This is a genomic window from Leeuwenhoekiella nanhaiensis (assembly GCF_002744755.1).
Taxonomy (GTDB): domain Bacteria; phylum Bacteroidota; class Bacteroidia; order Flavobacteriales; family Flavobacteriaceae; genus Leeuwenhoekiella; species Leeuwenhoekiella nanhaiensis.
This window is the reverse complement of the sequence record NZ_KZ319287.1, coordinates 489,017-504,265: the sequence shown is the minus strand read 5'-3', so window position 1 is coordinate 504,265 and position 15,249 is coordinate 489,017. Positions and strand designations below refer to the sequence as shown.

The 15,249-nt window shown below is 46.7% G+C and carries 10 protein-coding genes; 9 read left to right on the top strand and 1 reads right to left on the bottom strand.

Annotation, left to right across the window (positions count from 1 at the left end; all coding sequences use genetic code 11):
* The first annotated feature begins 228 nt into the window (after positions 1-228).
* From nirB to CJ305_RS02220, 8 genes are all read left to right on the top strand, one after another.
* Positions 229-2,730, top strand: a complete 2,502-nt coding sequence (gene nirB, locus CJ305_RS02255) for a nitrite reductase large subunit NirB (protein ID WP_099644604.1) — start codon at positions 229-231, stop codon at positions 2,728-2,730.
* Between the two features lie 18 nt (positions 2,731-2,748).
* Positions 2,749-3,129, top strand: coding sequence for a nitrite reductase small subunit NirD (gene nirD / locus CJ305_RS02250; RefSeq protein WP_099644603.1), 381 nt, complete (start codon positions 2,749-2,751; stop codon positions 3,127-3,129).
* Between the two features lie 9 nt (positions 3,130-3,138).
* A complete protein-coding gene (locus CJ305_RS02245) occupies positions 3,139-3,717 on the top strand; it encodes a DUF4202 domain-containing protein (protein WP_099644602.1) in 579 nt (192 codons plus the stop codon).
* Positions 3,718-3,726: 9 nt separating this feature from the next.
* The gene (locus CJ305_RS02240) at positions 3,727-5,517 is read left to right on the top strand and encodes a sensor histidine kinase (protein WP_099644601.1); all 1,791 of its coding nucleotides are present in this window, start codon (positions 3,727-3,729) and stop codon (positions 5,515-5,517) included.
* A 9-nt stretch (positions 5,518-5,526) separates the two neighbouring features.
* Positions 5,527-6,198 (top strand): response regulator, encoded by a 672-nt coding sequence (locus tag CJ305_RS02235; RefSeq protein WP_099644600.1) that lies wholly within the window; start codon positions 5,527-5,529, stop codon positions 6,196-6,198.
* A gap of 135 nt (positions 6,199-6,333) precedes the next feature.
* A complete protein-coding gene (locus tag CJ305_RS02230; RefSeq protein ID WP_099644599.1) occupies positions 6,334-7,764 on the top strand; it encodes an MFS transporter in 1,431 nt (476 codons plus the stop codon).
* Between the two features lie 192 nt (positions 7,765-7,956).
* The gene (locus tag CJ305_RS02225) at positions 7,957-11,481 is read left to right on the top strand and encodes a nitrate reductase (protein ID WP_099644598.1); all 3,525 of its coding nucleotides are present in this window, start codon (positions 7,957-7,959) and stop codon (positions 11,479-11,481) included.
* The gene (locus tag CJ305_RS02220; RefSeq protein ID WP_099644597.1) at positions 11,478-12,917 is read left to right on the top strand and encodes a rubredoxin; all 1,440 of its coding nucleotides are present in this window, start codon (positions 11,478-11,480) and stop codon (positions 12,915-12,917) included. The genes CJ305_RS02225 and CJ305_RS02220 overlap by 4 nt, the downstream gene beginning before the upstream one ends.
* On the opposite strand, the gene cobA is transcribed toward CJ305_RS02220, so the two are convergent.
* Positions 12,914-13,678, bottom strand: a complete 765-nt coding sequence (gene cobA, locus CJ305_RS02215; RefSeq protein WP_099644596.1) for a uroporphyrinogen-III C-methyltransferase — start codon at positions 13,676-13,678, stop codon at positions 12,914-12,916. The two genes, CJ305_RS02220 and cobA, sit on opposite strands and share 4 nt — an antisense overlap.
* Before the next feature lie 191 nt (positions 13,679-13,869).
* On the opposite strand from cobA, the gene CJ305_RS02210 reads away from it, so the two are divergent.
* Positions 13,870-15,144, top strand: coding sequence for an alginate export family protein (locus CJ305_RS02210; RefSeq protein WP_099644595.1), 1,275 nt, complete (start codon positions 13,870-13,872; stop codon positions 15,142-15,144).
* Positions 15,145-15,249: the final 105 nt, after the last annotated feature.

The window sequence follows — 15,249 nt, the reverse complement described above, 5'->3', positions numbered from 1 at the left end:
TTTACCCGGAAAATACAGCTGCTATTTTTAACCCTTAGAAGCTTTGTGCTTATAACTGAAGGTTTTCAAATTAAGTAGATAAGGCCCTCAAGCGGTATACTTCCACCAAAAACTCAATTACAGACCGATTTCTTATCAATTCTGTAAAACCTGTCCGTAATTTTTTAGAAATCAATACGTACTAAAATAAGTATTTATACTTATATTTGAACTTTAAATACGTAGCTCATGAAAAAAGTCATCGTTATTGGTAATGGAATGGTAGGGTATAAGTTTTGCGAAAAACTAGCTGCACATCCTGATTTTGAGGCCTTTCAGGTCGTTGTTTTTGGAGAAGAGCCGCGTCCTGCTTACGACCGGGTTCACCTTAGTGAATATTTTAGTGATAAAACCGCAGACCAGCTCCTCCTCGCCGGCAGGGATTGGTATGCCTCTAAAGGGATTGCACTTCACACCTCAGAACTGGTTACCGCCATTGATCTGGAGGCTAAAACGGTAACGACTCACAAGCAGGCCGTATATGAATACGACAACCTAATCCTGGCCACAGGCTCAGCGCCATTTGTTCCACCCATAAAAGGAGCAGATAAAAAGGGCGTGTTTGTGTACCGTACCATTGAAGATCTCGATGCGATGAAGGCCTACGCTGCCAAACTTAAGTCGGGTGCTAAAGCGGCTGTTCTTGGGGGTGGACTTTTAGGTCTTGAGGCCGCAAATGCCGCTAAAGAACTGGGGCTTGAGGCCCATGTGATTGAGTTTGCACCACGCCTGATGCCACGCCAACTGGACGATGCCGCAAGCGCGATACTTCAGGCTAAAATAGAAAGTCTGGGTATAGGCATTCACCTCAGTAAAGCCACCCAGCAAATTGCCGGGGACGAAGCCATAGAACGTATGGAATTTGCAGATGACACCCATCTGGATGTAGATATGCTAATCATTTCAGCAGGAATACGTCCCAGAGATGAACTGGCACGTGCCTGTGGGATTCAGGTTGGCCCAAGGGGTGGCATTGTAGTCAATGAAAAAATGCAAACCTCAGATTCACACGTATATGCAATAGGCGAAGTAGCCCTGTATAATGATGGTATTTACGGGCTGGTTGCTCCCGGATATGAAATGGCCGATGTTGCAGTACACCAACTTACAGACGGCAGCAAAAGTATGGCTGCCTCAATTGATATGTCTACCCAGCTTAAGCTTATAGGCACCGAAGTGGCAAGCTTTGGAGATCCTTTTATAGAAAATGAAGAAGTAGCAGCTATCACCTATGTTAACAAACGCAACGGCATTTATAAACGCATCAATGTTGCCCGCGATGGTTCCCGTTTGTACGGTGGTATTCTGGTGGGTGACTCTTCCGATTATAACAGCCTGTTTCAGATTTACTATAATGCGATGAAGCTGCCCCTAAATCCCGAAGATCTTATTTTAGGTTCCCGGGGTGGAGACAGCAATATCCTAGGCAGCGTGCTCGATTTGCCCGATACCGCTCAGATTTGTTCCTGCGAAAGCGTTTCAAAAGGAAGTATATGCAAGAGTATTGAAGAAGGTACCTGCTCTGATCTTAAAGACGTAATAAAATGCACCAAAGCCACCACCGGATGCGGTGGCTGCAAGCCTATGGTTGTCGACCTCGTCAATGAGACCCTTAAGGCTTTGGGTAAAGAAGTAAAAGATACCGTTTGCGAGCATTTTAAATACAACCGCCAAGAGCTTTATGATCTGATCAAAATCAAACTAATCAAGACCTTCGAAGAGGCCCTTGCCCGTCTGGGTAGCGGTTGCGGTTGCGAAATTTGCAAACCCGTAATAGCCTCGATCTTCTCGAGTGTTTATATGGATACGGCAAATAAACAACCGGTAATTCAGGATTCTAACGACCGTTTTCTGGCCAATATACAGCGTAACGGGACCTACTCGGTAGTTCCACGTGTTGCCGGTGGCGAGATCAGCCCCGAGAAACTCATCGTTTTGGGTGAAGTAGCCAAAAAATACAACCTGTACACCAAAATTACGGGCGGTCAGCGTATTGACCTCTTTGGAGCGCGCCTTCACGAGCTTCCGCTGATCTGGAAAGAACTTATTGACGCCGGCTTTGAGAGTGGTCACGCCTACGGAAAATCGCTGCGTACGGTTAAAAGTTGTGTAGGCTCAACCTGGTGCCGTTACGGTATGCACGAGTCGGTCTCCTTTGCTATCGAGATTGAAAACCGCTATCGTGGCTTACGCTCCCCGCACAAACTGAAAGGCGGCGTAAGCGGTTGTATTCGCGAGTGCGCCGAAGCCCGGGGCAAGGATTTTGGACTCATTGCGGTAGATGGTGGATGGAATCTCTACGTATGCGGTAATGGCGGGGCAACTCCCAAACACGCCATTTTACTGGCCGAGCAACTGGATGATGCAACCTGCATTAAATATCTTGATCGCTTCCTGATGTTTTACATACGCACGTCAGGTCCTTTAGTGCGCACAGCACCCTGGCTTGAAAAACTGGACGGAGGTATCGAGTATCTGAAACAGGTAGTTATTGAAGACAGTCTGGGCATCGCCGAAGAACTCGAAACCGAAATGCAGGGACTTGTAAACAAATACGAATGCGAGTGGAAACAGGCTATTGAAGATCCTAAACTGGCCTCCCGATTTAAACATTTTGTAAACTCAGACGACGTAGACGACACGGTAGAATTTGTGTCGCTTCGGGATCAAAAAATGCCACGCCCCTGGTAATAACCTGAAGCTTTTAACATGGAAGAATTACTAAATAACTATACCAGCGTTTTTCCTGACACCGCCACGAGCTGGGTCAGGGTAGGTCATACTTCAGATTTCCCCGAAAATGGAGGAGCCTGCGTAAAACATGGCAAACTTCAGATCGCAGTTTTCAATTTCAGCCTGACCTCAAAATGGTATGCCTGTCAGAATTTGTGTCCGCACAAACTTGAGATGGTCTTATCCCGGGGAATGACCGGTGATACAGACGGCATACCCAAAGTGGCCTGTCCGCTTCACAAAAAAACCTTTTCACTTGAAGACGGCTCTAACCTTAATGGCGAAAGCTATCAAATTGCGACCTATCCCGTAAAAATTCAGGATAATATGGTGTATATTGGTTTTAGTGATAAATAAACCAGGCCAATGACAGTATTGGAGCAGGCATTTGCCGCCATAGACGCTAAAAACGCAGAAGATCCCAATTACGAACTCGTAAACGGAGAGGAAATTCCTAAAGAACTGCTCTACTCCAGACGTATGAGCGCACGTTTGCAGGATTTTGATCCCGAGGCTCCTGAAACCTTGCAAATCGCAGCCCGCGCCCAGCATATTTGCCGCTGGCAGATACCCCGGGACTCTTATCCTATGAATCGTACCGGATATCTCAAATGGCGCGAAGACCTCAAAAAGATGCACGCCTCTATCACCACGGGTATTCTTGAAAACCTTGGTTTTACTGAAGAATTCCGGGATCGCGTGGCCTTTTTGATCCGCAAGAAACTGCTCAAAAAAGATGAGGATTCTCAAAAACTTGAAGACGTAATCTGTCTGGTTTTTCTGGACTATTATTTTGAAGATTTTGCCAAAGGGCATCCGGAAGAAAAAGTCATTGACATCCTCCAGAAAACCTGGGCCAAAATGTCTGAGGCAGGGCACAAAGCCGCGCTTTCCCTTGACCTAAGTCCAAAGACCCGCGAACTCGTAACCAAGGCCCTGACTTAAAAATTGCAGATGGCCACATTAGACCAAAAAACCTTTTCCAAACTCCGGAAGCTTTACATCATCGCACTAAGCCTTATTGCGCTATCGGTAGTGGCAAGCCAGGTTTTGGTTCGTAAATTTTTAAACGATCAAACGGCAGACTCTACCGTCATCAACATCGCAGGGCGCCAGCGTATGCTGAGTCAAAAGATTACCAAAGAAGCCCTGCTCCTCACCCGCCCCAGTGACAGCGCGAAGATTCAGGCCCTGCAAGATAGTCTGAGCGCCACCCGCACGCTTTGGCACAACAGCCATCTCGCGCTGCAAAACGGCAGTGACAGCCTGCATATTCCGGCAGTCAATACAGCCCGCATCAACCAGCTTTTTGATCAGATCAATCCGTATTTTGAGTCGGTCTACGCAGCTTCGGCACAATTGCTTTCCGCAGAAAATACTACAGATGTAACCAGTCTCAGCGCTTTAAACACCATTTTGGCCAATGAAGCCCCGTTTTTAAGGCTGATGGACCGTATTGTAAATCAATACCAATATGAGGCCGATGCCAAGATTGAGCGGTTGCGCACCCTTGAGGTCCTGCTAATGGGACTTACCTTACTGCTTCTTTTGGCTGAATTCATTTTTATTTTTTGGCCTACGGCGAAAGCGGTACGCACCGGGATGTTTGATCTTATTACCGCAGAGCGAAAGGCTCAAAAAATGGCCCGTGACGCCGACGCTTTAGCCGAATCTAAAGAAAAATTACTTTGGGAATACCAGGCACTAAGCCAGGCGATGGACCGTACCCTGTTTTTTGTACGCACAGACCTCAACGGAAACATTCTGCACGCGGGCGACCCCTTTATCAAACTCTTTAAACCCAAAAATCTCGAAACTCAATCCAGACTTTCTGATGTTATCTCTACCCACGAGCCCGAAAAGCAGCGTCTGGAGCAACTTTTAAACGAACACAAACGCACCGGCTGGCAGGGAGAGATCAGCGCCACCCCAAAAGAAGGGAACCGCCGTTATTTTGAAATGTCATTGCTTCCGTTTTTAAAACATAAAGAAAATCATCAGTTACTCATCATTTTTATAGACATCACCAAGCGAAAAGAGGCACATGATGAGATTGAACGGCTTACCAAATCCCACTTTGAAGAGCGCATCAGCCAGCAGAAAAACGTTTCGCGCCAAATCATAGAAAACCAGGAGCGTGAGCAAAACCGCATTGCGCGTGATCTGCACGACGGCATTGGCCAGATGCTTACGGGGCTTAAATTTACACTCGAAAGCATAGACCTTAAAGACCCTGAAAAGGCACAGGCCAAAATCACCCATCTTAAAAACCTTTCGCTGGATATTATTAAAGGCATACGCACCGCCACGTTTAACCTTACTCCGCCTGAGCTTACAGACCATGGGCTTATTCCCGCTTTGGCAAAACTCACAAAAGAACTCAGCAACCTCACCGGCAAGCACATCCAATTGCACAACAAGACCGATTTTAACCTGAGGCTAGACAGTCTGGTAGAGATTAACACCTACCGCATTACCCAGGAAGCAATCAACAACGCCTTAAAATACGCAGGCTCTAAAATTATTATGGTAAGCGTAAGGCACAGCAAAAGCATGCTCAGCATTACCATAGACGACGACGGCAAAGGTTTTGACCCTTCCGGAATTGACCTTGAGAACCGCGAAGGCGGCGGAATGGGTATGACCTTTATGCACGAGCGTATGAACTACATTAACGGAAGACTTTTCGTAAATTCGGAGCCGGGAAAGGGAACACGCATTGTGCTCAACATCCCCATAGATTAAACGCTCAATATGGAAACCGAGAAGCTCAAAGTCGTACTTGCAGACGACCACGTCCTGGTACGCGACGGCATTAAAGCACTGCTTGAAGACCAGCAGGATATTCTGGTAATTGATGAAGCTTCAGACGGCAGGGAAGCCATCGAAGTCGTACGCAAGCAAAAACCCGATTTACTTATTGTCGACATCCGAATGCCCGGGCTTAACGGTATTGAAGTCGTGCAGCAACTGCGCGATGAGGGACTTGATCTCAAAACCCTGGTGCTTTCTATGCATGAAAGTGAGGAGTATGTGCTACAGTCTATACAGGCCGGTGCAGACGGGTATTTGCTAAAAGGTTCGAGCAAGGAGGAATTTTTAAAAGCCCTGCACACCTTACAACAGGGGGATAAGTATTTTGCCGGGGAGCTGTCTTCTATCATCATCAACAATTTTGTGACCGGCAAGGCCGCAGCTCCGGTTCAAAAACCCAAAGCCTCTATTGTTGATGCCTACAGCCTTACCAAACGCGAGCACCAGATCCTTGGACTGGTACTTGAAGGCAAAAGCAACAAGGAAATTGGCGAAGACCTCAACATCAGTAAGCGTACGGCAGAAGTTCACCGCTTCAATTTGATGAAAAAGCTTGAGGTTAAGAATCTTATGGAGCTGGCAAACAAGGCTTCCGAATTCAATTTGATGTAAATCTCTAACTATTTCAATCTGCATTTTCAGAAATTGATAATAAAACGGATTGAAATTTTAATATTCGTATTTCTTCAAGACTACGTATTATAATTAAGTATTACTACTTACTTTTGTAAGTATAAACACTTAATTATGACACGTACATTCACTTCCGCAAAGGCAACCCGCCTTAATTTGAAAGATTTTACCAGCGTTCCTATGCGAACGTTTTGGATTACTTCGGTGGCATTCTTTTTATGCTTCTTCGCATGGTTTGGTATTGTTCCTTTTATGCCCGATGTCGTGCGGGATCTGGGGCTTTCTCCCAATCAAAAATGGAATTCTGTGATTCTGGCCGTTGCAGGTACTGTATTTGCCCGTTTGCTAATAGGTAAACTTTGCGACAAATACGGCCCTAGATTGTGCTATACATGGTTGCTCCTGCTGGGTTCAATACCCGTTATCCTGTGCGGGCTGGTACAAACTCCGCTTCAGTTTTTAATCTGCCGGTTATTTATAGGCTTTATCGGCGCCAGCTTTGTAATCACACAGGTACATACCTCGCTTATGTTTGCCTCTAACATCGTAGGAACCGCCAACGCCACTTCGGCAGGCTGGGGTAATCTGGGTGGTGGTGCAAACCGTCTGGGGATGCCGCTTATTGCAGCTGCCGTGATCGGTATGGGTGTTGCTGAAGCAGATGCCTGGAGGTACTCGCTTATCATCGCAGGAATTATCTGCTTCCTGATGGGCATTGTGTATTATTTCTTTACTCAGGATACGCCCGAAGGTAATTTTAGCGAACTCCGCGCAGCCGGTAAAAAAGTAAAAGCCGGTAAAAAGGACGAAGTAGGCTTTATGGAAGCTTTAAAAGATTACCGGGTGTGGATTCTCTTTGTGGTTTATGCCGCCTGTTTTGGCATCGAATTAACCGTTTACGGGACTATGGATGACTACCTTCAAAACACCTTCAGCCTTGATCGTATCACCGCCGGTAATATCGTGCTTTCCTTTGCTCTGATGAATTTATTTGCCCGTACGTTGGGAGGCTATTTTGGAGATAAATTTGGTAAGCTGAAGGGATTGCGCGGCCGGGTGCTCTTTTTGGTTGCTATTCTTGCCCTGGAGGGAGTTATGCTGGTTACCTTTTCGGCCATCACAAGTTTAATTGTGGGTATTGTCTTTTTGGTAGCCTTTAGTCTTTCGGTACAAATGGCTGAAGGAGCAACCTTCTCGGTAGTTCCGTTTATCAACAAAAAAGCTATAGGTTCTATTTCAGGTATTGTTGGTTCCGGGGGTAACGTAGGTGCATTTCTCGCCGCCCTGCTCTTAAAATCGAAAGCCGCCGTGGCTGAGCAGGCAGCCATAAATGCCAATGCCGGTGCAGCTGAAGAAGTGGTAAAACTGGCTCAGGCAGAAGCAGCAGCCACAGCCGTATCAAGCGGTTACTTTCTCATTGGTATTTTAGTATTTCTAGCCGGAGTTTTGGCACTTGCCATACGCTTTTCAACCGCTGACGAAAAATCTGCAGCCGAAGATCTCAGCTACGATTTACCCGAGCAGTTAGTGCCATCAAATGCATAAAATTCACCTGCTTAAAATCCGTTTTCTGCATTTTTTCTGAATCAGATTCCATTTTTCGTAAATCACAATCTGCTGCTTTGATTATCTGGAAAAAACAATAAACTTAGAGTTGGCCGGGGGCTTCAGCAGGCAAAGCGAAAAGCTGCTGCTGAAGCCTTCAGGCTCTATAAATATCCTGTAAGTACACAAACCATGCCCGAAAAAGTCTTAAAATCTACCTGTTCGTATTGCGGCGTGGGCTGCGGTCTGCTCATCACCAAAGACGCCAAAAACCGCATTCAGGTAGACGGTGATCCCGATCATCCTGTAAACCGCGGGATGCTTTGCTCTAAAGGCCGCAACCTGCATTATGTGGTAAATGATACTTCAGACCGGTTGCTGTACCCACAGATGCGCTGGAGCCGCTCACACCCGCTGGAGCGCGTAGACTGGGACACCGCTCTGGACCGTGCCGCTCAGGTTTTTAAAAGCATTATCGAAAAACACGGGCCCGATAGTGTGGGCTTCTACGTTTCGGGACAGTGCCTTACCGAAGAATATTACATCGCAAACAAATTAGTCAAGGGATTTCTGGGCACAAACAATATTGACACTAACTCCAGGCTGTGTATGAGCAGCGCGGTTGTGGGCTATAAAAAAACCTTCGGGGAAGATTCTGTACCTATTTCGTATGCAGATATTGAACTGGCCGATTGCTTTTTGATAACCGGTGCTAACCCGGCTTATTGCCATCCCATTCTCTACCGCAGGCTTGAGCAGCACAAAGAGAAAAATCCCGATGTGCGGGTTATCGCAGTAGACCCGCGACGTACCGATACGGCTGCAGCCGCAGATTTGCACCTGCAGCTCATACCGGGCACAGACATCATTTTATACAATGCGATAGGCAGGCGCCTGCTTCAGCAGGGACTGATTGACAAAGACTTTATAAACAACCATACCGAAGGCTTTAATCAATACAAAGAGCAGGTAAACAAGTTGTCGCTTCGGGAAGCCTCAAAACTCTGTGGCGTTCCTATGGCAGACATTAAAAAAGCCGCAGACTGGATTGGAATCTCCAAAGGATTCATCAGTATGTGGGCGATGGGCCTTAACCAAAGCGTGGTAGGAACCAATAAAAATTTCGCTTTGCTTAACCTCTCCCTCATCACCGGACAGGTAGGAAAACCCGGTTGCGGACCTTTTTCCCTAACCGGGCAACCCAACGCCATGGGTGGCCGTGAAGTGGGCGGAATGGCCAATCTGCTGGCGGTACACAAAGACCTTATGAACCCCGAGCACCGGAGTGAGGTCGCACAATTTTGGGGAGTAGAGTCTATCTCACCCAAACCCGGCTACACCGCTACTCAAATGTTTGAAGAGCTCGAAACGGGAAAACTCAAAGCTATTTGGATCATCTGCACCAATCCTGCAGTAAGCCTGCCCGATGTAAACCGGGTAGAAAAAGCCCTGAAAAATGCCCGCTTTGTAGTCGTTCAGGATATCTCTAACCGTTCTGATACGCTGGCCTATGCAGACCTGGTGCTTCCGGCGGCAGGCTGGCTCGAAAAAGAAGGCACCATGACCAATTCTGAACGGCGCATCACCTATTTACCCAAAGCAGTCAATGCGCCGGGAGAAGCCCGTCCTGATGTAGAAATCTTATGTGATTTCGCCCAAAAAATGGGCTTCAGAGGTTTTAATTTTTACAATACCGAAGAGATTTACCAGGAATACTGCACCATGACCCGTGGTACCAGTATCGACATTTCGTATCTCAATTACGACCGTCTTAAAACCGAAGGCAGCTTTCAGTGGCCCGTAAATGAATACCGCCATCCCGGGACTCCGCGCCTTTTTGAAGACCGCAAGTTTTACACCCCTTCACAGAAGGCCGTTTTTAATATTCCGGCAACGGTAACGAACCGTTCGATAAAACCCAGCGCGGCTTTTCCGTTTATACTTACCACCGGAAGGGTGCGCGATCAATGGCATACGATGACCAAAACGGGCAAGGTTTCCCGCTTACGTACCCATTATCCCAAACCCGTGCTTGAAATTCATCCCGCTGATGCTTTCGCCCTCAACATACGCGAAGGCAATCTCTGCGAAGTGAGCAGCGAGAACGGTAACGTACGGGTGACCGCCTGGCTTACCGACAGCATACGTAAGGGAGTTGTATTTTTACCAATGCATTGGGGTAAAAAGCTCAACTCGAGCCTCAACCGCACCAACAACCTGACTCAGAATATGGTTGACCCACAGAGCAAGGAACCCGATTTTAAGTTTACAGCGGTTAAGGTTGCCAGGCACCAAAAGAAACCGGAGAAAATTGTGGTGGTGGGCTCGGGAGCCGCAGCGTTTCGGTTTGTACAGAATTACCGCGACCTGAATAAAGACGATCAAATCAGTGTTTTTTCGAAGGAAGAGCATCCGTTTTACAACCGTGTTTTACTGCCCGAATATATCACCGAAGCACTCAATTGGGAAAAACTCCTCAAGGCCAAAAGTCATCAGCTCAAAGCCCTGAACATTAAAATCCATTCCGGAAACCCGGTCGTACACATTGACCGGAAATCCCGAACCCTAAAAGACAGTCGCGGCATTTACCACACCTATGACAAACTTATCCTGGCTACCGGAAGCCGTGCTTTTGTTCCGCCTGACGCACGCTTGGATCTGGAAGGTCGCTTTACGATGCGCGATAAGGAAGATGCCGACCGTTTTAAGGATTATCTGGCACAAACGGGCATTCCTCCGGAGCAGCAGCGTGTGGTCATTGTAGGAGGCGGCCTCCTTGGGCTCGAACTAGCAGCCTCATTAAGACATAAACAGGTAAACATTACCATCGTGCAACGCTCCTCCTACCTGATGGAACGCCAGCTTGACACCGTTGCCAGTCGCTTGTTGGCGATTGATGTGCAGCGGCGCGGTATATCGGTCTATTTTGACAACGAGGTAAGCACCGTTTTTCCGGGTGACGAACCCAAAACCATCGAGGTTACCCTAAAGAGCGGTAAGTTGATCGAAGCACACGCCATTGTCTATGCCATTGGCACCCAGCCCAATATTGAGATTGCCCGCAAAGCCGGTCTTGTTATGGGACGGGGCGTGAAGGTCAATGAATTTTTGCAAACCTCAGATCCTTCGGTTTTTGCACTGGGCGAAATAGCCGAGTTTCGCAATCAGACTTTTGGGATCACCGCTGCTGCCGAAGAGCAGGCAGCAATCCTGGCCAATTACTTATCCGGTGATATCAGCACTTCCTATGAAGGTTCGGTGCCTATGAACATACTGAAATTTGAAGATCTTGATCTCTGCAGCATTGGCAATATCAGCATCCCTAAAAACGACCCCGATTATGAGGAGGTGATTTTTATGGATGTGGCCCGCAATTATTACAAAAAGTGCATTATCAAAGACGATTTGCTGGTAGGTGCTGTGCTTATGGGGGATAAGAAAGAATTTGCCGAATTTAAAAACCTGATTGACAGCAAAATTGAACTTGCTGAAAAACGCGATCAATTGCTGCGCGGCAGTGCCAAACAAGCTCCCGTTCTGGGTCGCCTGGTGTGCTCGTGCAGTCAGGTGGGAGCCGGCAATATCGCCGATGCCATCGCAGGCGGCTGTACCGATTTTACGGCACTTTGCAACAAAACCGGCGCCGGTCTGGGCTGCGGAAGCTGCAAGACAGAAGTTCGCGAACTCTTAACCGAATCAACCCAATCTGTGTCATGAAAAACTATTCCAGAGTCATCGTAAAAGGCGGGGTGCTTGCCCCGGGTGAATTGAAAAGCATTCTTGAAGTGGCAGAGCGCAACGGCTTATCTACAATTGCCTTTGGCTCTCGGCAGGACATTCTGTTTCTGAGCGAAGATCAAAAAAAAGATTTCAAAACTGAAAATCTGGAAGTCGTACCCGCACACAGTGAAGGTGTTGAAAACATTGTGTCTTCGTATGTCTCAAGCGGAATTTTTGGCAGCACAGCCTGGCTTACCGCAGACCGGTATTTGTATATTCTGGAGCAGTTTCAGGACACCCCAAAACTTAAGATCAATATCACCGACGCCAGGCAAAGGCTCGTTCCGCTGTTTACGGGGCATCTTAATTTTATAGCTTCAGAACACGAAGATTATTGGTACCTGTATCTCAGGTTACCGCACTGGGAAGAACAGCAACTATACCCGGTTTTGATTTACAGCTGGGATCTGGCCCGCATAGCTCTGACTATAGAAAAACTGCTGCGCGAAGAACCCGGTAACGCCACCATGGTATTTGATCTGGTGATCGATTCGATAAGCCTAAACAGCAGGACCATCTCTCAGGCGCTGCAGGTAGACTTTCAGCCCTTTCCCTATTACGAGGGAATGAACCGCCTGGCTTCGGGCAATTACTGGCTGGGTTTGTACTGGAGAAATAACCGCTATGATATCGCTTTTTTAAAAGCCCTTTGCGATTTATGTACCGAATCTCAAATAGGTAAAATCTCGCTTACTCCCTTTAAATCCTTTATTGTAAAAGGAATTCCTGCAGAGGATAAGCTGAAATGGGAAAAATTTCTGGGTCTTTTCGGTATAAATGTACGCCACAGTATGCTTGAGCTTAACTGGCATGTGCCTGTGGCCAATGATAAAGCCCTTCGGCTGAAGGAATTTTTGGTCAACGAATTCAACAAAAATGACATCAGCACCTACGGATTGACCTTTGGCATAACCGAATACCTAAGTAGTAAATACTACTTTACCTCGATTGTTATTGAAGTCAATAAAGCTGAAAACATCCCGGCAGACTTTGCCTACCGCGATACCTTTAACATCACCTATGCGCGGGATTTTGATCCCAATACCCGTGAATACGTCGTTTACGTTCAGGATGTGGATCAGGCAGAATTGCCTGGTTTGCTTATGGAACTGAGCCGGCTTTACTTTGAAAATCTGGGCAACACCACACGTACCGAAAAACCTGAAATTACAGATGAAAAGCCTAAAACTGAAGTCGAGGTTTACCAGTGCAATGCGTGTATGACGCTTTACGATGTGCGCTATGGAGATGCGTTGCAAAATATAAAGCCCGGCGTAGCATTTGAGTCGTTGCCCGAAGATTACCGGTGTTCGCTATGTGAAGGGCCAAAGGATGGTTTTGTAAAAATCACCCAGCTGACCGAAGCTCTCTAAACCTGCACGCTCAACTCCTGCTCCTGAAGCAGGTTTTGAAGTTTAGCCCGGTGGGCAACTACATGCCCCAAAACAATGATTGCAGGATTACCCAACTTTAGATTTTGATAAACTTCGGCGATGGTTTGTACAGTTCCTATACCCACCCGTTCGTCTTTTCGGGTTCCGTTTTGAATGATGGCAACCGGCAGATCATGCTTGCCTTCCGCTTTAAAAACCGTAACAATCTCATCGAGTTTGGCTGTGCCCATAAGCACAATTACCGTGGCATTGCTTTTTGCGGCCAGCCTGATATCGTCAGAAAGCCGATGGTCCCGCGTGGTTCCGGTAATTACCCAGAAGCTTTCGGCCTGCCCGCGTTGCGTAAGCGGAATATTCTGAAGCGCCGGTACCGCCATACTTGAAGATATGCCAGGTATAACTTCGACCTCTAACTTGTGTTGTAAAGCAAACTCCTGCTCCTCAGAACCTCTTCCAAATACAAAAGGATCACCTCCTTTTAAGCGCACCACCAGCCCTTTGGCATAAGCGCGTTGCACAATAAGTTCGTGTATCTGATCCTGAGCATAGGCATAACATCCCTTGCGTTTACCTACAAAAATGAGTTCGGCTTCGGGTTTTGCATAGTCTAAAAGCTCCGGATTTACCAGGGCATCGTAGAGGATCACTGCTGCCTCTTTGAGCGCCTTAACGGCTTTTAAGGTAATGAGTTCGGGATCACCGGGACCGGCACCAATTAATACAAGTTTGGGAATCTTCATGACGATACTACTTAAAAGTTATATTGTAAATATATAAAAAACTACGTATTAATACGTTTATATACGTAATCAATTAGTCTTTATTTAGGTGTTTTCATAAAAATACGGTTTGATAGAACATTTTATTAAGTATATATACTTAATATTTGATTTCTTGAATATCTTTGGTCGCACAAAAACACCTGAAAGCCATGAGAACATTAAAACTTGTATTCTTCTTTTTATGTCTAAGCCCCATAAGCCTGACTGCACAGGAATTTAAACTGGACGCCGATTTGAGGCAGCGCTTTGAATACCGACATGGTTTTGGAAGCCTTTTTCCAGACGATGCCGAGCCCGCAGCTTTTGTAAGACAACGTGCGCGGCTTAACTTCAGCTATGACGCAGAAGCCCTTAAACTCTTTGTGGCTTTTCAGGATGTGAGCACCTGGGGCGATACCCGCCAGATTTTGCCATCAGACGGCAACGACTCCTTTATGCTTTTTCAGGCCTGGGCAGAACTAAAACTGGGGACCAACTGGTCGACTAAACTGGGCCGGCAGGTAATTTCTTATGACGACCAGCGCATTTTTGGCGGACTCGACTGGGCGATGCAGGGACGTTTTCACGATGCCGCATTATTAAAGTATAAAAAAGATGGTCTTATGCTTGATCTGGGCTTTGCCTTTAGTCAGCAGGGCGAACCTTTTCTGGGCAACGTCTATGATGTTCCCGGTTACTTTACCTACAAAAGTCTTCAATACGCCTATTTTAAGAAAAGCTGGGAAAAATCGAGCTTAAGCATTCTGGCTCTTAACACCGGTTTTCAGGGGTTTAGTGATACCGATCGCACCCAGCCCGATGGCGTTTACTATACCCATACCCTGGGTACCTATTTCAGTTTTCCTATACAAGCGTTGGCTATAACCGGAAGTGCTTACTATCAATTTGGTGATGCCTATCCCATGGATCAAAGCCTGTCTGCCTATCAGCTTGCACTTGATGCAGCTTATAAGACCGGAAAAACGACTCTTGGGATAGGTGCCGAATTGCTGAGTGGCTCAGATCAGGGCAGTACCGACCGTCGTTCTTTCTTCCCGCTGTATGGTACCAACCACAAATTTAATGGTCTGATGGACTACTTTTATGTGGGCAATCATGCCAATTCGGTAGGTTTAAACGATTTGCACGCGAGTGCTACCTTTCAAACCGGAGAACAGTCTAATCTGATACTCGCCGGTCATTATTTTGCCGCTAATGCAACGCTTGCTAATGATGCCGATTCGTATCTGGGGACCGAAATTGATCTGGTTTACACCCAACCGCTTCTTAAAAACGTAAAGCTGCAATTGGGGTATTCACACATGTTTGCTTCAGAAAGCATGAGCCTCATTAAAGGTGGAACGACTGCCGATAATACCAACAACTGGGGCTGGGCGATGCTGGTAATTAATCCGGAATTATTTAAACACAGTTTTAAAAACTAAAACCTTCATCTCTTCATGAGACAGGAGTTGTTTTTTATTCGTTCTGATTGAAGCTTCATATATCCGGCATCAATCAGGATGAGTCATTTTAAGAGAAGTTATTGC

What these genes read in the sequence shown, in the direction of transcription:
- nirB (WP_099644604.1), top strand. Translation starts at nt 229, where the DNA reads ATGAAAAAAGTCATCGTTATTGGTAATGGAATGGTAGGGTATAAGTTT.
- nirD (WP_099644603.1), top strand. Translation starts at nt 2,749, where the DNA reads ATGGAAGAATTACTAAATAACTATACCAGCGTTTTTCCTGACACCGCC.
- CJ305_RS02245 (WP_099644602.1), top strand. Translation starts at nt 3,139, where the DNA reads ATGACAGTATTGGAGCAGGCATTTGCCGCCATAGACGCTAAAAACGCA.
- CJ305_RS02240 (WP_099644601.1), top strand. Translation starts at nt 3,727, where the DNA reads ATGGCCACATTAGACCAAAAAACCTTTTCCAAACTCCGGAAGCTTTAC.
- CJ305_RS02235 (WP_099644600.1), top strand. Translation starts at nt 5,527, where the DNA reads ATGGAAACCGAGAAGCTCAAAGTCGTACTTGCAGACGACCACGTCCTG.
- CJ305_RS02230 (WP_099644599.1), top strand. Translation starts at nt 6,334, where the DNA reads ATGACACGTACATTCACTTCCGCAAAGGCAACCCGCCTTAATTTGAAA.
- CJ305_RS02225 (WP_099644598.1), top strand. Translation starts at nt 7,957, where the DNA reads ATGCCCGAAAAAGTCTTAAAATCTACCTGTTCGTATTGCGGCGTGGGC.
- CJ305_RS02220 (WP_099644597.1), top strand. Translation starts at nt 11,478, where the DNA reads ATGAAAAACTATTCCAGAGTCATCGTAAAAGGCGGGGTGCTTGCCCCG.
- cobA (WP_099644596.1), bottom strand. Translation starts at nt 13,678, where the DNA reads ATGAAGATTCCCAAACTTGTATTAATTGGTGCCGGTCCCGGTGATCCC.
- CJ305_RS02210 (WP_099644595.1), top strand. Translation starts at nt 13,870, where the DNA reads ATGAGAACATTAAAACTTGTATTCTTCTTTTTATGTCTAAGCCCCATA.